Annotated in this window: 12 protein-coding genes; 4 read left to right on the top strand and 8 right to left on the bottom strand. The window is 70.3% G+C overall.

Annotated elements, in window-relative coordinates:
• Positions 1-37: 37 nt before the first annotated feature.
• Positions 38-2,908 (bottom strand): SpoIIE family protein phosphatase, encoded by a 2,871-nt coding sequence (locus tag IEZ21_RS09485; protein ID WP_246567486.1) that lies wholly within the window; start codon positions 2,906-2,908, stop codon positions 38-40.
• Between the two features lie 337 nt (positions 2,909-3,245).
• The gene (locus IEZ21_RS09480; RefSeq protein WP_246567483.1) at positions 3,246-3,827 is read right to left on the bottom strand and encodes a DM13 domain-containing protein; all 582 of its coding nucleotides are present in this window, start codon (positions 3,825-3,827) and stop codon (positions 3,246-3,248) included.
• A gap of 200 nt (positions 3,828-4,027) precedes the next feature.
• On the opposite strand from IEZ21_RS09480, the gene IEZ21_RS09475 reads away from it, so the two are divergent.
• Entirely contained in the window at positions 4,028-4,399 is a 372-nt protein-coding gene (locus IEZ21_RS09475) for a nuclear transport factor 2 family protein (RefSeq protein WP_189321429.1), read from the top strand.
• A gap of 93 nt (positions 4,400-4,492) precedes the next feature.
• On the opposite strand, the gene IEZ21_RS09470 is transcribed toward IEZ21_RS09475, so the two are convergent.
• The gene (locus tag IEZ21_RS09470) at positions 4,493-5,155 is read right to left on the bottom strand and encodes a TetR/AcrR family transcriptional regulator (protein ID WP_189321812.1); all 663 of its coding nucleotides are present in this window, start codon (positions 5,153-5,155) and stop codon (positions 4,493-4,495) included.
• A gap of 169 nt (positions 5,156-5,324) precedes the next feature.
• Here IEZ21_RS09470 and IEZ21_RS09465 point away from each other — a divergent pair, with 169 nt between their 5' ends.
• On the top strand, positions 5,325-6,596 hold the full coding sequence (locus IEZ21_RS09465; RefSeq protein WP_189321428.1) for an outer membrane protein assembly factor BamB family protein: 1,272 nt from the start codon (positions 5,325-5,327) through the stop codon (positions 6,594-6,596).
• Positions 6,597-6,753: 157 nt separating this feature from the next.
• Here IEZ21_RS09465 and IEZ21_RS09460 read toward each other — a convergent pair whose 3' ends face one another.
• The 4 genes from IEZ21_RS09460 to IEZ21_RS09445 all read right to left on the bottom strand — a co-directional run bounded on the left by IEZ21_RS09460 (position 6,754) and on the right by IEZ21_RS09445 (position 14,160).
• A complete protein-coding gene (locus IEZ21_RS09460) occupies positions 6,754-8,631 on the bottom strand; it encodes a cellulase family glycosylhydrolase (RefSeq protein WP_189321427.1) in 1,878 nt (625 codons plus the stop codon).
• A 108-nt stretch (positions 8,632-8,739) separates the two neighbouring features.
• On the bottom strand, positions 8,740-10,722 hold the full coding sequence (locus IEZ21_RS09455) for an elongation factor G (RefSeq protein ID WP_189321426.1): 1,983 nt from the start codon (positions 10,720-10,722) through the stop codon (positions 8,740-8,742).
• Positions 10,723-11,122: 400 nt separating this feature from the next.
• Complete coding sequence (locus IEZ21_RS09450) at positions 11,123-11,671, bottom strand: metallophosphoesterase family protein (RefSeq protein ID WP_373302203.1); 549 nt, start codon at positions 11,669-11,671, stop codon at positions 11,123-11,125.
• A gap of 35 nt (positions 11,672-11,706) precedes the next feature.
• Positions 11,707-14,160 (bottom strand): SpoIIE family protein phosphatase, encoded by a 2,454-nt coding sequence (locus IEZ21_RS09445; RefSeq protein WP_189321425.1) that lies wholly within the window; start codon positions 14,158-14,160, stop codon positions 11,707-11,709.
• Positions 14,161-14,350: 190 nt separating this feature from the next.
• Between IEZ21_RS09445 and IEZ21_RS09440 the strand changes: the two genes are divergently transcribed.
• Positions 14,351-16,540, top strand: coding sequence for a SpoIIE family protein phosphatase (locus IEZ21_RS09440; protein WP_246567608.1), 2,190 nt, complete (start codon positions 14,351-14,353; stop codon positions 16,538-16,540).
• A gap of 199 nt (positions 16,541-16,739) precedes the next feature.
• On the opposite strand, the gene IEZ21_RS09435 is transcribed toward IEZ21_RS09440, so the two are convergent.
• A complete protein-coding gene (locus IEZ21_RS09435; RefSeq protein WP_189321423.1) occupies positions 16,740-18,002 on the bottom strand; it encodes a S1 family peptidase in 1,263 nt (420 codons plus the stop codon).
• Between the two features lie 582 nt (positions 18,003-18,584).
• Between IEZ21_RS09435 and IEZ21_RS09430 the strand changes: the two genes are divergently transcribed.
• Positions 18,585-18,800 (top strand): hypothetical protein, encoded by a 216-nt coding sequence (locus tag IEZ21_RS09430; protein ID WP_033318983.1) that lies wholly within the window; start codon positions 18,585-18,587, stop codon positions 18,798-18,800.
• Positions 18,801-18,871: the final 71 nt, after the last annotated feature.

The raw sequence follows: 18,871 nt of genomic DNA, 5'->3' as shown, positions 1-18,871 counted from the left end.
CGACCCGGTTCTCAGAGCGATCACGTTCTCAAAGCGATCACGGCAGTGGCTGTTCGGTCCAGATGATCTTTCCGTTGGTGGTGTAGCGGGTCCCCCATCGCTCGGTGAGCTGGGCGACGAGGAAGAGGCCGCGTCCGCCCTCGTCCTCGTTCCTGGCTCTGCGCAGCCGGGGCGAGGTGCTGCTGCCGTCGGAGATCTCGCAGATCAGCGCCCGGTCGCGGAGCAGCCGCAGCTGGACGGGGCCAGTCGCGTGCCGGATGGCGTTGGTGACCAGTTCGCTGGCGATGAGTTCGGTGCTGAAGGCCAGTTCGTCGAGGCCCCAGGCGGTCAGCTGGTCGGTGACCGCCGCGCGGCAGCGGGAGACGACCGCCGGGTCGCTGGGCAGCTCCCACTGGGCGACCTGCTCGGGCCCCATCGCTTTCGTACGGGCGACGAGCAGGGCCACGTCGTCGCTCGACCGGCTCGGGAGCAGGGCGCCGAGGACCGCCTCGCAGGTGTCCTCCGGGGCGCGGTCGGCCTGGGCCAGGACGGTGCGGAGCGTGTTCAGTCCGGCGTCGATGTCCCGGTGCCGGTCCTCGATCAAGCCGTCGGTGTACAGCACCAGTTGACTGCCCTCGGCCAGTTCCAGTTCGACGGTCTCGAAGGGCAGCCCACCGAGACCGAGCGGCGGCCCCGAGGGCAGATCGACGAAGTCCACCGCTCCGTCGGGTCCGACGACCGCGGGGACCGGGTGCCCGGCGCGGGTGAGGGTGCAGCGCCGGGAGACCGGATCGTAGACGGCGTACAGGCAGGTGGCGCCGACGATTCCGGCGTCCGCCTGGGCATTCTCCACGGCCCAGCCCTCGCCCCGGTCGAGCCGTCCGACCAGGTCGTCGAGATGGGTGAGGAGCTCGTCGGGCGGCAGGTCCAGGGCGCAGAAGTTGTGCACGGCGGTACGCAGCCTGCCCATGGTGGCCGCGGCGTGCAGGCCGTGGCCGACGACATCGCCGACGACCAGCGCGACCCGGGCGCCGGACAGCGGGATGACGTCGAACCAGTCGCCGCCCACCCCGGCCTGGGCGGGCAGATAGCGGTAGGCGACCTCGACGGCGTTCTGCTCGGAGCGGCCCCGGGGCAGCAGGCTGCGCTGCAGGGCGAGTGCGGTGTTGTGCTCGCGGGTGTAGCGGCGGGCGTTGTCGATACAGATCGCCGCGCGGCCGACCAGCTCCTGCGCCAGGTAGAGGTCGTCGTCCTCGAAGGGGCTGGGCTTCTCGGAGCGGTAGAAGCTGACCACGCCGAGGGTGGCGCCGCGGGCCCGCAGCGGCACGGTGATCAGGGAGTGGATGCCCGCCTCCAGCACCCGTTCGAGCCGTGGCGGGTCCTGGGCGATCCAGCCGTCGGCCTCGGCCAGTACGGGTTCGAGTACGGGCTGCCCGCTCTCCAGGCAGCGCGCCTGCGGCGTGGAGGGGACGTACCGGACCGCATCGCCGACGCCGTACAGATGGGACTCCTCATGAACGGCGCCCATCGCGATCCGGTGCAACGCGCTGTCCCCGCCGATCGGTTCCGGCTCCTCGCCGCGCAGTACGCATTCCGGCAGGTCTACGGCGGTGACGTCGGCGAACCGGGGAACGGTCACCTCCGCCAGTTCCTCCGCGGTGCGGGTGACGTCCAGGGTGGTGCCGATCCGGACGCCGGCGTCGTGCAGCAACTCCAGCCGCCTGCGGGCGAGTACGGCCAGCCGGCCGACGCCGGGCTCGCCGACGAGCAGCGGCCAGCCGTCGGCTCCGGCTCCGTTGCCGTTGCCGTCCGTTCCGGCCCGGCCGTGGGGTGCCGGCCCGGCCGTGACAGGCGTCTGCGGGACGGCGGTACGTACGCCGACCAGGGGCGTTCCGGCAGGACGCCACACCTGGGAAGCCGAGGCGACGGGCACGGCCGGGGCGTTCACCGGAGTCGAGCCGGCCGGCGTGGCCTGTGCCTCGAGTGCGGGATGACGCAGCCGGGGGCCGCCGAGAAGGCGGGCCTCGACGACCACGCCCGTCTCCCCCGCCGCTCCCCTGACCTGGCGACGCAGCAGGGTGGCGATCCGCCCGCCGGACAGGGGCACCTCGTCGAGGGTGCGGTTCGGCGAGGCGATGAGTTCCTCGGCCCTCTCCCTCAGCACGGCCAGGTCGATCGGGCGGAGGTGGCCGCCGTCGTCCGCGCTCCCGTGCCTCGAAGGCGCGTGCCCGGGCCGCCCGAGCCAGCCGCCGGCGCCGCTCGTGTCGTGGGAGGCCCGCCGGTACGCGGCGAGCAGCGCCCGCTCCCGTGCCGTGGCCTGCTCCAGCAGTCGTGTCTCTATGTCGCGGGCGGCTTCCCGAACCAGCCGCACCATGGCGGGGTCACCGTTGTCGCGCAGGCAGGTGATGTCGAGGACGGCCTCGATGCGTCCGCTGAGCGGGTCCCGGACGGGCGCGCCCGCGCAGGCGAACGGCTGGAGGCAGTCGGCGAAGTGCTCACGGCCCATCACGTAGCAGGGGCTCCGTTCCGCCAGCGCGGTGCCGACGCCGTTGGTGCCCGCGGTCTGCTCGGAGGCGTCGAAACCAGGAGCGAAGCTCACCTCGTCGAGGCGTTCACGCAAGCGCCGGTCACCGCCGAGGCGCAGGACCATGCGGGCCTGCGCATCACAAAGGGCGACCGTCATGCTGACCTGGGTGAGCGCCACGCTCAGACCCTTCAGCACCGGGTCGGCCGCGCGCAGGAACCGTTCGTCCAGCGCCAGCCCCGGCGCGTACGGGACCACGAGGCGGTGCGGCTCCACCCCCGCGGACCGGCTCCGCTTCCAGGAGTCGAGTACCGGACTCCGGACGTCCGAGTCGACCCGTACACCGGCCATGAAGCGCTCGTGGGCATCGACAAGTCCGCCGATGTCGTCCCAGACGACGGACAACGGGATCACTTCCTCGCCTGAAGGCGTCCCCGCAGCGCACCGCTCCTCGGCTCGCCGCCAGGGTGAGCCTCCAAGTGGTTACACCCTAGACCTATTGTGACACAAGTCATAAGTTTGTCCGCTTGTGGATTCAGTCCGGCCTTGGCGAAGTCCGGTGCGGTACCGCGCCTCTTCAGGGGCGCGGGGAACTGCGCGACCAGCCACGACGAACCCGCAGCTTCGAACGCACCCCAGCCCGCTCAGGGGCGCGGGGCTGTGTCTATTTGCGGCTCCGCCGCGTGGGCGCGACCAGCCCCCACCGACCCGCAGCCGAATCACCGCACCCCCAGCGGAGCGCCTACGCACGGGCCAGTTCCGCCGCGCCGAACGAGACGTTGAAGCGGTCGCACCAGATGCTCACGCTCGTGTACGCGGCCGGGTCGGTGTCGGCGGGCAGGACGTAGTTCTGGTCGCCCTTGTTCCCCTTGAGCTTGCCGAGGCTGACGTACTTCCCGTCGTCGAAGACACCCCAGCCGGCCCTCCCCTCCTTGACCGGCGCGTCGGTCAACCACACCCGCAGATCCGGGCCGTTGCTGGTGTCGAGGTTCTCCAGCCGCAGTACGTGGGAACCGTCGGCCAGCCGCAGCACCGTCGCCGTACCGGACGTCGTGTGCTCGTGGCTGATCAGGTCGCCACGCGCCAGCGTCCGGGGTCCGGCCGGTTCCGGTGGCGTGGAGGCGGCCTTCGAGGGTTCGGCCGCGGGGTCCGGTGCGGAGGGGGCCTGTGTGGCGGCAGCAGCGGGCAGGGACTCCTGCACGGTCTCGTCCTGCCACAGCTTCCACGGCTGGAACCAGTACAGCCCCGCGCCGACCGCCACGACGGCCATCACCACGAAACCCGCGATCACCGGCCTACTCAACACCCTGCGCACGTGCCTCACCCTGCCTTCCACAAGCTCAGAACATCTCGCCCTCATTCAAACCGACCGAAGCCCCCACAACACCGATCAAGAGCTGACGGAAGACTTACGGCTGCGCTTGCTGAGGCCCGGAAGCGGGAGGAGCCTCGAGGGGAGAGGCCGTTCGCGGCCCGTTCCCCGCCGGGCCCGGCCTTCGAAGAAGGTCCACCAGGAGGTTCCTCATGGGCACAGCCGCAGCCCCCGGCTTCGACACCGAAACTCTGCGCCGGGCCATCGAAGGCCAGAACGCGGAGGCACTCCTCGCGCTGTACGACGACAACGCCGAGCTCCGCGTCGTCGACCGCAACACCCAGCCCAGCCACCCGAAGGTCATGCACGGCCGCGACCAGATCAGCGAGATGCTCAACGACGTCTACAGCCGCGACATGACCCACAAGGTGGAACAGTGCGTCGTCCAGGGCGACCACCTCGCGTACACGGAGTCGTGCCAGTACCCCGACGGCGTCAAGGTCCTCGCCAGCTCGATGGTGGAGCTGCGGAACGGCAAGATCGTCGACCAGACGCTGCTCCAGGAATGGGACGACGAGGGTTAGGAAGCGACGTACCCGAGGCCCGGGTCACCTCCCGTCCGACCCGGGCCGTCTCCGCTCGCCAGGACAGGGCGACATCCGCCCCCGGAGCGGGACTTACGTTCTCTCCACCCGCCACCACACCGGCCGCAGAACTCCCAGAAGCAGCTGCACGAGTTCGTCGACGACCTCGTCGAGCGTCGCGTCCACCCAGCCCGAACTCCAGTCGTGCAGCAGTCCGTTGACGCTGCCGATGAAGGCCGCGGCGGCGACGCGGTAGTCGCGGGGAGCCGCCTCGCCGCGATCGGCGGCGGCATCGGCCTCGCCGCAGATGAAGTCGATCCAGCGGGAGCGGCGGGCCAGCCGCTGGCGTTCCAGGCGGGGGCTGACGCCGATGATCTCGACGAAGGCGATACGCAGGCGCCGCGGATCGCCGGTGACATTGGCGGCGTAGGCGCGGAAGGCCGCGGTGGTGCGCTCATCGACGGGCCGGCCGTCCGCCTCGGCGAGTGCGGACAGGGCGGCTTCCTCGGCCCAGTCGTTGACCTGGAGGTGGAGGGCGGCCAGTACGTCCTCCAGGTTGCGGAACTCCTCGTAGAACTGACGGGTCGACAGCCCGGCGGCCTCGCTCAGGGCTGCGACGGTCGTGGCGCGGTAGCCGGGGCTGTCGCCGAAGAGCTGTAACCCGGCGTCCAGAAACCGTCGGCGTCGCTCGGCCTGCCGCTCCTGAGCGGATTTGCCGCCATAGCGGCCGGTCGGCGCTTTGAGCTTGCCCGCCACTGGGGCCTCCCAGATCTCAGTTGTCACTCAGGTGACCAATTTTGTCGCCTTCGACGTCTTGTGTAGAGCGGCTTCGACTCCTTACTTTCCAGTAAGTAACTCTGAACGCCCGCGTCTTCAGATTCCCCTCCCGTACCCCTTGTCATGCGCCAAACAATCAGGAGTAGTCATGACCGCCTTCAAAGCCCGGCACGTCGGCTCCCTCGCAGCCGCCCTCGCCCTGACCGTCGCCGGGTCGGCGGCGGCCACGGCCGACACTCAGGACGCCTCCGACAACACCAGGAAAGCCGCCACCGACCTGCGCGAGGTGATGTTCGTCGGCAACAACTGGGACGGCACCGCCGACGTCATCAAGTCCGGCGGCGACCTCGCGAAGATCGGCCGGATCAACGTCATTCCGGACAAGGAGGAGCGGCTCGCGGAGATCAACGCCGACCCGATCAAGTGGATCTACTTCACCGCCATCCGCAACGGCGTCGGCGAGGGCCACGACCAGTACGTCGACGACATGTACTCCACGCCGGACGGCTCGGCCATGGTGGTCTCGCGGCCCAGCTTCGCCGATGTCGTCTCGATCGACCTCGCCACCGGGAAGATCAACTGGCGCTTCCCCGTGTCCGGTTACCGCTCCGACCACATGGCGGTCTCCCCCGACGGCAAGCGCGTCGCCGTGTCGGCCTCGATCTCCAACACCGTGCACGTCCTCGACATCGCCACCGGCAAGCAGCTCGGCTCGTTCAAGACCGGCGACAAGCCGCACGAGAACGTCTTCTCCGCGGACGGCAAGTACTTGTGGAACATGTCGATCGGGGACGTGAACACCGGCCTCGACGACTCGTGGCTGGACTGGACGAAGGGCGACCGCAAGATCACGGTCGTCGATGCGAACACGTACGAGCAGGTCAAGGTCATCGACATGCGCGAGCGGCTCGACACCTTCGGCCGCAAGGACCTGTCCGACGCCGTACGTCCCGTCGCCTTCACCCCGGACGAGTCGAAGCTCTACTTCCAGGTCTCGTTCTTCAACGGCTTCGCCGAGTACGACGTCGCCACCGACAAGATCACCCGGGTGAAGACGCTGCCCAAGAACCCGGCGACCAGCGAGGACCGTACGACCTGGGTCAACGACTCGCGCCACCACGGCATGTCGATGAGCCCCAAGGGCGACAAGCTGTGCATCGCCGGGACGATGGACGACTACGCGACCGTCGTCAACCGCTCCACCCTCCAGGAGGGCCCGCTCGTCACCGCCTCGAAGCCCTACTGGGCCACCGTCAGCGGTGACGGCAAGTCCTGCGTCATCTCCGAGAGCGGCTCCGACCGGGTCACCGCCATCGACTTCGCCACGGGGCAGAAGACGGCGTCGGTGGAGGTCGGCGACCACCCTCAGCGCGTACGCCTGGCGAAGGTGCCGGCGGACTGGGCGGGCCCGTCCGCGTAAGCGCTCCGCGCGGGGTTCGTGATTCGGCTGCGGGCCGGTGGGGGCTGGTCGCGCCCACGCGGCGGAGCCGCACATTTGATACAGCCCCGCGCCCCTGAAGGAAGGCCTGCGGCCTCCTTCAGGGGCGCGGGGGCGCACCGCACCTCGGCAAATCCGTTTAACCGGCCTTCGCAGCAGCCCAGTTGGCCAGCTCCGTCCGCGCGGCGCTCAGCAGCTCCGCGGACGGAGCCTTCGCGCCATTGGTGACCAGGGCGTAGTGCGTGCCCGAGCCGGGTGCGGTCAGGAGCAGTCGACGGCTGCCCGTGCCGCCCGGCTCGTCCGCGACCGCGATCGGGGTGGTCTTCGTGTACGAGGGCGGAGCCGTCGTCGTACCGAGGTCCGAGACCACCGTGGTGGACGAGGTCGGGAAGGACGCGGGCAGGTGCAGTTCGGTGGGGGCCGAGCTGCCGTCGGAGCGCCACATGTGGAGGGCGTACTGGCCCGAGCCCACGAGCTCCTTCACGCGCGGGAGCGAGTTCGGCACCGGGTTCCAGGTCAGGGTCGTGGAGCCGTCGCGGGAGCGGTCCTCGTAGGTGAACGCGACGGTGCTGCCCGCGGTGGCGGTCGGGTAGACGCGGTCGAGGAGCCGGGCGTCCTGGCGCAGTACGGCCTTTCCGGAGTCGTCGAGGCGTACGGCGGACAGGTCCTCGTCGTTCCAGGCGTCGCCGTGGGTGAGCACCTTGTCGGGGTTGCCGTTCATCAGCTCCTTGTGGCGGCCGTTGTAGATGTCCCACTGCCACTGCGAACCCGAGAGGACCGGCCCGGAGTCGGTGGGCTTGGACCACCAACTGGCGCCCGGCAGACGGGAGTCGAGGGCCTGGTACATCCCCTTGAGGACGGTCGGGGCCTTGTCGGACACGCCGCCCGCCAGCGGATGGCCGAACTCGCTGATGATCCCCGCCGTGCCGGCCGCGGCGGCACGGTCACGCACCACCCCGAAGTCGGTGGAGTACTGACCGTCGCCCGCCTTGCCCGGCATGAAGATGCCCGAGATCGCCTTCTGATCGTAGAAGTGCGTGTTGAAGACGTAGTCCGGGCCGATCTTGCCCGCGTCGAGGAGACCGCCCTCCTGCTTCTGGAAGTCGAGGTTGGCGTTCCAGAAGAGGTTCGGCTCCACGAAGGCGGGCTTGTCCTGCCAGCCGGCCGCGTCCATCCGGGCGCGGAACTTCTCGTAGAACGGCCACAGCACGTCCTTCTCCCACGTCCGGCTGGTCTGCCCGGAGTCCAGCGTGCCCGGGTGCGGTTCGTTGTACGGGTCGAAGCCGATGACGCCCGCGAACTGGGCGTCGGTCAGGTTCTGTTCGACGTACGCCATGGTCTTCTGGGCGGTGGTGAGGAAGGCCTCCTGGAGGCCGTGCTTGTTGTGCCAGAAGTCGTGGGTCGCCTGCGTCACGGCCGCGTTCTGAGTGATGTTCTGACCCCAGAAGGGACAGATCCCGCAGTACTCGTCCGGGTAATTGCCCGCGTCCACGGCCCACTTGGGGGCGCCGTCGCCGGTGTACCAGCTGTCCGGGTCGAAGAGGTGGCGCGAGTAGAGGTCCTGGTGGAAGTCCGGGTACACGCGGATTCCGGCGTCGAGGAAGGCGCGCATCTGGTCGGTCGCGGCGGCGAGGTACTTGGTGTCCGCCTGGCCGCGCACCGGCTCCGCGTACGCCCAGGAGAGCAGGAAGCGGACCGAGTTGCCGCCGCCCAGTGCCCGGAGCGCGGTCGCGGACTTCTTGGCGTCGGCGACCGAGGCGAAGGGCAGGCCGTTGTTCTCCGCCAGTTTCGTCTCGCCGGAGACGTTGTAGCCGCGGAGCACCACCTCGCGGCCGAGGCCGTCGGTGAACTGGCCGTTCTTGACCGTGAGGGTGGCCGCGGCGGGTCCGTCGAACCAGAGGTCGCCGGGGAGAGCGGTGGCGCGCTGGGCACCCGCCGTGGTCAGCAGGCCGGTGAGCAGCAGGAACGCACCGAGCACAGGCATACGCAATCGGAACATGTCCGTCATCTTTGACATGCACATTACATTCGCAATGCTTCAGCGGCCCGTCAACACCTCTGACTCCAGAGTAAGTACCCAATTTACTCGGGAGTAAGTGACCTTTCCCTCAAGGGCAGTTCGCGTTCACCCGCCGACACGTCGCGTCACGTTGAGTAGGTACTCCTTCCGGTCCAGGGGGTTGTGATCGGTCCGCTCACGCTCGGGGGCCATGCCTCGGGCGACCGGTGCGTAGTGGTCGAAGGCGGTCTCCAGCTCACCCTCGCCGCGGGTCAACGCCGGGAGCTGCTGCTCCAGTCGGTGCACCTGGGCTGCCGGGATCCGGCCCTCGAGGACGGACGCCGTGCCCCGCGCCTGAGTCGTCTGCGGTACGGCGCGCAGCTTCGCCAGGACGGGCAGCACCGCGCCCAGCGTGTCCGCCGGGGCCTCGAGGCGGAAGGCGTGCATCGGCTCGTGCACCAGGGTGCCCGCCTGCCGCAACGCGTCCATCAGCACGAGCGGCGTCAGTCCGCGGAAGTCCGCGCCCGTGCTCGACATGCTCTTGTCGAAGCCCTGGTGCGCATGGCTCTGCCGCGGTGAATAACCGGAGTGCGTCATGGTGACCGTGCAGTCGGTGACCTGCCAGCCGTGCGGTCCCTGGCCGAGCGTCTCCCGCACGGTGTCCTCGACGGCCTTGAAGAAGGCGTACGGCATCGACCCCAGCTCGACCTCCAGCCGGAATTCCACGCCGGAGCCGACCGGCGCCGGATCGACGCGTAGTCCGACGGTCGCGAGAAACGGGTTCGGTTCCTTGCCGTTGAACTCCACGGCCGCACCGGTTCCGACCGGCCGCTCGATGCACAGGGGCGTCGTCTCACGGAAACCGACGTCGAGGCCGAACTCGTCGGCCAGCGTGGCCTGGATGACCTCCTTCTGCACCTCCCCGTACAGGGACACCGAGGTCTCCTGCCGGATCTCGTCCTGCCGCAGATTGATCAGCGGGTCCTGCTCGGCGAGTTGGGTGAGCGCGAGATGCAGGGCGCCCTTGTCGGTCTTGTCGCGGGGCACGACGACGGTTTCCAGGGTCGGTGGTGCGAAGTAGTGCTCGTCCGTCCCTTTCCGCGGTACGCCCAGGGTGTCGCCGATACGGATGCCGGTCAGCCCCCAGAGCCTGCCGATCCGACCCGCGGGCACCTGATCGCCCCGCAGGTCCGAGCCCCGGTCGAAGACGGTGATGCCGGTGACCTTCCCGTCCTCGCCGTCGCCGAAGGTCACGCGGTCGCGGGTGCGCAGCGTGCCCGAGAACATCCGCGCGTACGCGATCTTCTCCCCCGCCGGTCCGCGCTCGACCTTGAAGACGGTGCCCGAGACCGGACCGTCCGCGTCCCCCTCGGCCGAGGGCAGCAACTCCCGGATCCCGCCGATGAGTTCATCGACCCCCGCGCCCGTGACGGCTGAGCCGAAGAACACCGGGTGCACCAGTGACTGCCCGGTCTGCGCGGCGAGTTCGGTGCGCAGCCGGTCCTGCGAGACGGATCTCTCGTCGTCGACGTACGCGGCCAGCAGCGCGTCGTCGTGCTCGGCGAGCAGTTCGAGCAGGCGTGCCGGGAAGCCGTCGTGCGGGGTGAAGTGGGCGCCCCGGGTGCCCAGTTCGCCGACCTCGCCCATCGGGACGATCGCCGGGTTGAGCCGCGTGGAGATGCTCTCCAGCAGGTCTGTGTAACGCGCTCCGGCGCGGTCGATCTTGTTCACGAAGATCAGGGTCGGAATGCGCAGGCGTTGCAGCGTCCGCATGAGGACACGGGTCTGCGCCTGTACTCCCTCCACGGCCGAGATCACCAGGACCGCGCCGTCGAGCACGCTCAGTACCCGCTCGACCTCGGCGATGAAGTCGGGGTGGCCAGGGGTGTCGATCAGGTTGACCGTCACGTCGTCGATCGCGAAGGAGACGACGGCGGACTTGATCGTGATGCCGCGCTGCCGCTCCAGCGCGAGGGAGTCTGTCTGCGTACTGCCGTCGTCGACGCTGCCGATCTCGTCGATGACCCCGACGGTGTGCAGGAGCCGCTCGGTCAGGCTTGTCTTACCGGCGTCTACATGGGCGAGGATTCCCAAGTTCAGCGAGTACAACTGGCGTCATGTCCTTTGGAGTGAGGGGGATTCCTTCCTGGGGGGACATAAACGCTGCTCGCATCGCTGCTCCTTGATCTTTCGGACGGCTCGTCCCCCGTAGTCCAGCAGGCGGCCATAGGCGACAGCAACGGATTAACGCTCAACAAGGCCTGCCGCAGCACTCGCCGCCCTCGCGACGCGGTCATAGAGTGACGTACGCCCGTGTCGACCGGATCGACGTCTCGCCCGCCCTTGAGTGGCCGGGTGTGATCGCTGCGTTCAGCGGCGGTGATCTCGCGGAGGGGATGGGATCGCTGTCGACGAGGTGCGCTACGCGGGCGATCCGGTGGCGGTCGTGGTGGCCCGCGACCGGTACGCCGCGGCGGCCGTCTCCGTGGTCCTCGCCGTCCTGAGCGGCTCAGGCGTCGTCGCGGAAGTCGGCGGTAAGCGCGCCGTCTGCCGGATTGCGGGGCGGCAGCCGGTGCAGGCGTACGTCCGTCAGTCGGCCGCCGTCCACGAGCGCGGTCATGTACGTGCAGTGGGGCTGGCGGCGGCGGTCGGTGGGTGAGCCGGGGTTGAGCAGGCGCAGGCCGGTCGGTGCCGTGGTGTCCCAGGGGATGTGGCTGTGGCCGAAGACGAGGACGTCGAGGTCTGGGAAGCGGGCGGCGCAGCGGCGTTCGCGGCCGGCGGCGGCGCCGGTCTCGTGGACGACGCCGAGGCGCAGGCCGTCCAAGTCGGCGCGGGCCACTTCGGGCAGGCGAGCCCTGAGTTCGGGGCCGTCGTTGTTGCCGTACACGCCGATCAGCCGCTGCGACCGGCTTTCCAGGAGGTCGAGGGTGGCGGCGTCCACCCAGTCGCCTGCGTGGATCACGACGTCGGCGCGCGGGAGTTCGGCGAAGAGCGGGGCCGGGAGTTCCTTGGCGCGCTTGGGGAGGTGGGTGTCGGACATCAGCAGGAGGCGGAGCACATCTCAAAGCGTAGGCCGGTCAGGGGGCGTACGGCTCAGTCCAGGGCGATCTCGCTCCAGACCTGTTTGCCGCCGCTGACCGGGACTGTTCCCCAGGCCGCCGACAGGGCCTCGACCAGGAGGATGCCCCGGCCGCCGGTTGCCTCCCAGCCGATGCTGGTGGGCTTGATGGGCGTACGGGGCGAGATGTCGGCGACCGCGACGCGGAAACGGTTGTTGATGAGGGTGAGATCGAGACGGACCTGGCCGTCGGTGTGGACGAGGGCGTTGGTGACGAGTTCGGAGACGACCAGGAGGATGGCGTCGGTCTGCTCGGTCACGCCCCAGGCGCGCAGGGTGCGCTTGGTGAAGCGGCGGGCGTGGCCGACGGCCTGGGGTACGCGCCACACCGTCCAGCTTTCGCGCTCGGGGCGCAGCGCCATGCCGTCGTAGCGCATGAGCAGCAGGGCGACGTCGTCGCTGCGGTTGGCGTAGGTGAGCAGGGCGTCGGCCACGAGCCCGAGGTGGGCGGGGTCGGAGGCGGTCATCTGGTCGGCCATGCGGCGCAGGCCGTCCTCGAGGTCGAGTTCGGCGGACTCGACGAGACCGTCCGTGGTCAGTGCCAGCAGCGCGCCGGGGCGCAGCGGTATCCCGGTCATCGGGAAGTCGGCCTGGGTGACGACGCCGAGCGGGGGTCCGCCCTCCGTGACCACGATCTCGGTGCTGCCGTCGGGATGGCGAAGGAGCGGGGGCAGATGTCCGGCCCGTACGCACCAGGCCATGCCCTCCTCCATGTCGACGTCGACGTAGGCGCAGGTGGCGAAGAGGTCGGTCTCCATGTCCACGAGCAGCCGGTTGGCGTGCGAGACCACCACGTCCGGGGGGTGCCCTTCGACGGAGTACGCGCGCAGGGCGGTGCGCATCTGGCCCATGAGGGTCGCGGCTCCGGCGTTGTGCCCCTGGACGTCGCCGATGACGAGGGCGACATGGTTGTCGGGCAGCGGGATCACGTCGTACCAGTCACCGCCGACCTCCAGGCCCGCGGTGGTGGGCAGGTAGCGGGCGACGGCGACCGCGCCGGGCAGGGTGGGCAGTCGGCGCGGGAGCAGGGTGCGCTGGAGGGTGCCGACCAGTTCGTGTTCGGCGTCGAAGGCGTGGGCGCGCATCAGGGCCTGGCCGGCGAGCCCGGCGGAGGCGGTGAGCAGGGCGCGCTCGTCGGGGCCGAAGTCGTGCGGGGTGTCCCAGCCGATCAGGCAGGCCCCGGCCATGCGTCCGCCGGCCGGCAGCGGCAGGACGGCGAGGCCACCGGGCCCGACGTCGGCGAGCGCGGGTTCCAGCGGTGTCCCGGCGGGCCAGATCGCGGCGCGGCCCTCGCGCAGGGCGGCGGCCAGGGTCGGCATGGTGCGTATGGGCGCGTCGGGCCACTCCGAGCGCCATTCGGTGCGCCACAGCGCGGGCCAGGCCTCCGGTTCGGGCGGGTCGAGGACGGTGACGACGAGCCGGTCGCCCTCCAGTTCGGCCAGCGCGATCCGGTCGGCCAGCAGGGGCTGGCGCAGGGCGGTGACGACGGCCTGGCTGACGTCGCGGACGGTGCCCGCGGTGGCGAGGGCGGCGGCGAGGCGCTGGACGCGGGCCACCTCGTTGACGCCGGACCGCAGTTTGGAGGCGTCAGCGACGGTGCCCACGAGCCGGTCCGGGCCCCCGTCACCGGCGATCAGCAGCCGTCCGCGCAGCCTGAGCCACTTCTGCTCGCCGGAGGGCCGGCGGATACGGAACTCCAGCTCGCGGTCGCCGGTGGACATGTGGTCCGCCTCCACCACGGACATCAGCGAGGGCAGGTCCTCCGGCACGGTCATGCCCAGCAGCGTCTCGACCTTGCCGTCGAAGTCCTCGCGGCCTATGCCGAACAGCTCCAGCGTCTCGTCGTCGACCTCGACGCGCCCGGTGTCCATGGCCAGGCTGAACGAGCTGTGGGGCAAGTCGTCCTCGGCGTTCTGCGGCGGGGGCCGGGCCGACTCCGGGCAGACCATGGCCTCGGCCAGCAGCCGGAGGCACTGCCGGTCCTCGATGTCGAAGCCGCCGGGGCTGTCGCTCACGGCGAGCAGACAGCCGCCGTCGCGCGGAGCCGGAGGCAGCGGCACGGCGGCCAGCCAGAAGTCCCCCATGGACGTCCGCCGGGTGTCGGGGCCCACGGCGAGTTCCTCGGGGCCGAGCCACTGCGGCTGTCCGAGGCGGTACGCGTCCACCGCGGGCGAGCCGTCGGCGAGCGGATAGCTGTCGCGCAGCCCGTACAGGATCCGCGGTACGCCCGCCGACTCGACGAGGGCCAGCCGGTTGTCGTTCTCCTCCGGCGCGTACACGGCGGCGACGACCGCGCCGCTGAAGACGAGAGCCAGCTCGATGACGCTGCGTAGCCGCTCGTGGGAGCCGGGCTCCGCCTGGAGGGTTTTGAGGGCAAGTTCGGCACGCAGCTTTCTCCTTCTGCGTCCGGCGCCGCCCTCACTGACCACGTCCGCAATTACAGCGCGTCCTGGACGCTTGCGCAGCCCCTGCGACTGCTTGGGGATCCCGGGCCCGGATCAGGCAGTGGTATGCGGCGGTATGTGGACCGGTCGTCACCCTGGGTACTCCCTATGCGGGAACCGCGTGCAAGGAGGAGCCTTGACGCCTGGGGCTGCTTCGCAGCTGCCGTGGGAGGAGGTGGTCGGCGTGTCCGACCAGACGTCCGGACGGCAGTCGGAGCGCCCGGCGGCACCGGTGGGCCGGCCGCTGCTGTCGCTGACGCTGGCCGCGATCATGGACGATGTCGGCGCCCACTCCGGCGCCGTCTATCTGCTGACCCCGGGCGAGCAGGTCCTGGAGATGGCTGTGATGGCCGGTCTGCCGCGGGCCTTCGCGGCGCCCTGGGAGCGGGTGGGGCTGAGCGCGCCGGTCCCGGTGGCGAAGGCGGCGCGCGACCGCCGGCTCGTCTGGGTCGGCGGCGAGGAGGACATGGCCCGCGACTATCCGCGGATCGCCGTGGTCCTGCCTTATCCCTTCGCGCTGGCCTCGGTGCCGGTGGCGACCGAGCGTGCCGTGTACGGGGCGATCTTCGTGACCTGGCCGGGTACGCGTCCGGCGGAGCTGTCCGACCGGGAGCGGGACCATCTCATCGCCGCCTGCGGCCGGCTCGCGCTGCGCCTTGAGCGGGCCGCCGAGGAGGGCCACCCGGTACGCCCCGAGCCGGATCTGCTCGCCCCCGCGTCGGCGGCGACCGTGACGGGGACGCTCGGCGCGGTGGAGGCCGTGCGGATGGTGGCGCGGCTGCCGTACGGGCTGTGCGCGCTCGATCTGCACGGCCGGATCAGCTTTGCCAACGCGGCGGCGGGCGAGTTGCTCGGCCTGCCGGTCAGCGCTCTGCTGGGCTCGCATCTGTGGGCGTGCCTGCCATGGCTGAACGACCCGGTCTTCGAGGACCGCTACCGTGCCGCGCTGTTCGGCCAGCAGGTGACGTCGTTCGTGGCGCTGCGCCCACCGGCCGACCGGCTGTCGTTCCGGCTGTATCCCAGTACGAACGGGCTGAGTCTGCGGATCTCCCGGGCGCGGGCGGCGGAGGGGGCCGACCGCACCGAGCAGCGGCCCGAGGACGGTGCCGAGGGCGGTGGCTCGCGTCTCGTCACCATCTCGCACGTCCTGAACCTGACCGGCGCGCTCACCCAGGCGGTCGGCGTCCAGGATGTGGTGCAGCTGGTCGCGGACGAGATCGCGCCCGCCGTCGGCAGCCAGGCGCTGGTCCTGCTCGGCTCGCAGGGCGGCCGGCTGCATGTGCTCGGGCACCGCGGTTATCCGGACCCGCATGCCGTGGAGCGGTTCGACGGGATGCCGCTCACCGCGCAGACCCCCGGGACTCACACGCTGACCAGCGGTGTGCCCGCCTTCTTCGAGTCCCGCCGGCAGCTGGACCGCCTCTATCCGGGGCTGCCCGCGGCGGCCGGCGACATGAAGGCCTGGGCGTTTCTGCCGCTGATCGCGTCCGGCCGGCCGGTGGGCACCTGTGTCCTCGCGTACGCCGACCCGCATCCCTTCCCCGCCGACGAACGTGCCGTGCTGACCAGCCTCAGCGGGCTGATCGCGCAGGCGCTGGAGCGGGCGCGGCTGTACGACGTGAAGCACCAGCTGGCGCACGGCCTGCAGGCGGCCCTGCTGCCGCACTCGCTGCCCTCGCTCCCCGGCGTCGAGGCCGCCGCCCGCTATCTGCCCGCCACCCGGGACATGGAGATCGGTGGCGACTTCTACGACCTGGTGCCGACGCCCGGCGGAGCCGTCGCGGTGATCGGCGACGTACAGGGTCACAACGTCACCGCCGCCGGGCTGATGGGACAGATCCGTACCGCCGTACGCGCGTACACGACCGTCGGCAAGCCGCCCGAGGAGGTCATGAGGAGCACCAACCGGCTACTGATCGACCTGGGCAGCGATCTCTTCGTCAGCTGCATCTATCTGCGTCTGGACCCCGCACAGGGCCAGGCCGTGATGGCCCGGGCCGGACATCCGCCGCCCCTGCTGCGAAGGCCCGACGGGCAGGTTCGGGTGCTCGATCTGGCCGGCGGTCCGCTGCTGGGGATCGACGCGGCGGCCACATATCCGACGACTCGGGTGTCGCTAGCCCCCGGGTCCGTACTCGCCCTCTACACCGACGGGTTGGTCGAGTCCCCCGGTGTCGACATCGAGGACGCGCTGGCCGGGCTCGCGGGGCGGCTCACCGAGATCGGCGACCAGCCGCTTCAGGAGCTGGCCGACGCGCTCGTACGGCACAGCGGGACGGAGCGGGAGCGGGTCGACGACGTGGCGCTGCTGTTGCTCCGGGCGACAACGCTCCGCGTTGGCGCTCCGCTGGGGACCGGTGATTAACCTGCGGGTCGGTGGGGGCTGGTCGCGCCCACGCGGCGGAGCCGCAAATCGACACAGCCCCGCGCCCCTATCGGGGCCTGCGGCCCCTCAAGCGGGCGCGGTACCGCACACGCAACGCGGGGCGGGCCGGCTCTCCCGCCGGAGAGCCGGACCGCCCCGCCACGGCCGCTGTGAGCGTACGGCCGGAATCTGTGGTGCGTCAGCCTGTCAGGCCCTCGATCAGACCGGTTTCTTCGTCGGCGTCCGCTTCTTCACCGGTACCGGCTTCTTCACCCATGCCGGCCTCTTCACCAGCGCCCGCTTCCTCACCAGCACCGGCCTCTTCGCCACCAGCACCGGCGGCTCCGCCGTCGCCGATCGTCGCGCCGACCGCCTCGAGGGCGGTGGTGACCGGCTGGAAGAAGGTCTCGCCGCCGACGGTGCAGTCGCCGCTGCCGCCGGAGGTGAGGCCGATCGCGTTGGTACCCGAGAAGAGCGAGCCGCCGCTGTCGCCGGGCTCGGCGCAGACGTCGGTCTGGATCAGACCGGTGACCGTGCCCTCCGCGTAGTTCACGGTGGCGTTGAGGGCGGTGACCGTGCCGGAGTCCTGGCCGGTGGTGCTGCCCATCCGGGTGACCGGCATACCGACCTCGGCCTCGGCGGCCTGCGCGATGTCGACCTGCTCGCCGCCGAGGTTCACCGTGCTGGGCGCCTCGGTGGCCGGGTCGTCGTAGTTGACGAGCCCGAAGTCGCCCTCACCGGGGAACGTGGCCGTCTGAGCGTCGACCGTGCCGATCGGCGCACCGCCCTCCTCCTCCGACCACTCGGCGGCCGCGACAGCACAGTGACCTGCGGTCAGGAACGCGGGGTTGCCCTCGGAGTTGGTGACGTTGAAGCCGAGCGAGCAACGCGAGCCGCCACCGAAGATGGCGTCGCCGCCCGCGGCGAACGTCTTGAACTCACCGGCGGACCTCTTGACGGACGCCATGTCCGAGCCGAGCGACTTGACCGTCGACTCCACCTGGTCCCAGTTCGAGCCCGTGACCGTGCTGTCGGCGGTGACCTGGATCTTGTTGGTCCTCGGGTCGACGGACCAGGCCGTACCGGGGACGGTGGCCTCGGACTTCAGGGTCTGCTCGGCGGCCTTGAGTTCGGACATGCTGTTGTCGACTTCGCGTACGACCGCGCCTGCCTGCTCGGCCCCGACGATGACGTTGTTGTTGTCGCCCACGACGTTGATGATCAGCTGCTGCTGGTCCTTGTCGTAGTACGAGCCGGCGAACGCCTCACCGAGCAGCGACTCCAGCTGCGAGGACAAGTCGGACGCCTGCGCGGCATTGACCGTCTTGGGGGCGGCGGAGGAGTCGGTTCCTTCGTCCTGCGACGCCATCGCGTTGGGCAGTATCAGTGCCGCCGCTCCGAGCGCCACCACGCTGCCCGCAGCTATTACGGCCTTGCGCTTTGGTGTTCGCTTGTGACTCAACTTCTTGACCTCCTGTGGGGACGGGGTCCGCGCTACCGCTAGGCAGCTGATGGCGGCGCCTGGATGCCGACTGGTACGGATGCGGCGTGTGGGGTGTTCAACTCCCTTGCCGAACTTCCTCGTTCACTCGCCCTCCGCTACCGCGAAGTGACAGCGCGTCCCCGCGGGCAACCGGAATCCCGGCTTCAGGAAATCTGCACACCGATTACGCAGCCGGGTCACGGCCGGTGGTGAATCTGCACAGCGGATCGGCGCCTGCCGCCTCATTGGTTCGGGAGTGTCTGTTTCGCCAGTACGTCCGCAAGGGCATCGGAGCGATCACACCGGGGATCGTGTGAAGAAGTCGCTACCGAGCCGTGCGCAGGCATGCACGCTTGGGCTTCTTCGGGCCGCAAACGCCCTGATCACATGGGCCGTTGATTGGAAGCGCGGCGCGGCAGCGTGCTTTGATCCATCGCACCGCAGGGTCACCCCACGGTTCCCGGCAACGGGTGCCTGATGCCTGCGGACGCGGCCGACCATCTGTCCCCCAGAGGGGGCCGCTCCCCCCTTGTGAATACCAATAGGAAGGGAAGTTCCATCATGAACTCCACCCCCCAGGTCGAGACCGTCGAGATCTCTGACGCCGACCTCGACACCGTCTCCGGCGGCCTGTCCGTCAACGCCCTGGGCACCGTCACCGGCGCGCTGGACTCCGTTGCCCCGGTCTCGGGCATCGTGGACACCGCCGTCGGCACCGTCGAGGGCGCGACCGGCCTGAACACGGCCCCGGTCACCAGCCTGGTCGCCGGTCTCTGATCGCATCAGCGTGCCGTGAGTCCCGGAACCGCTCCATGGTTCCGGGGCTTCCGGATGTCGTAAACCAACCG

The organism is Streptomyces flaveus (genome assembly GCF_014647675.1).
GTDB classification, from domain to species: domain Bacteria; phylum Actinomycetota; class Actinomycetes; order Streptomycetales; family Streptomycetaceae; genus Streptomyces; species Streptomyces flaveus.
This window is presented reverse-complemented; position numbering and strand designations above follow the sequence as displayed.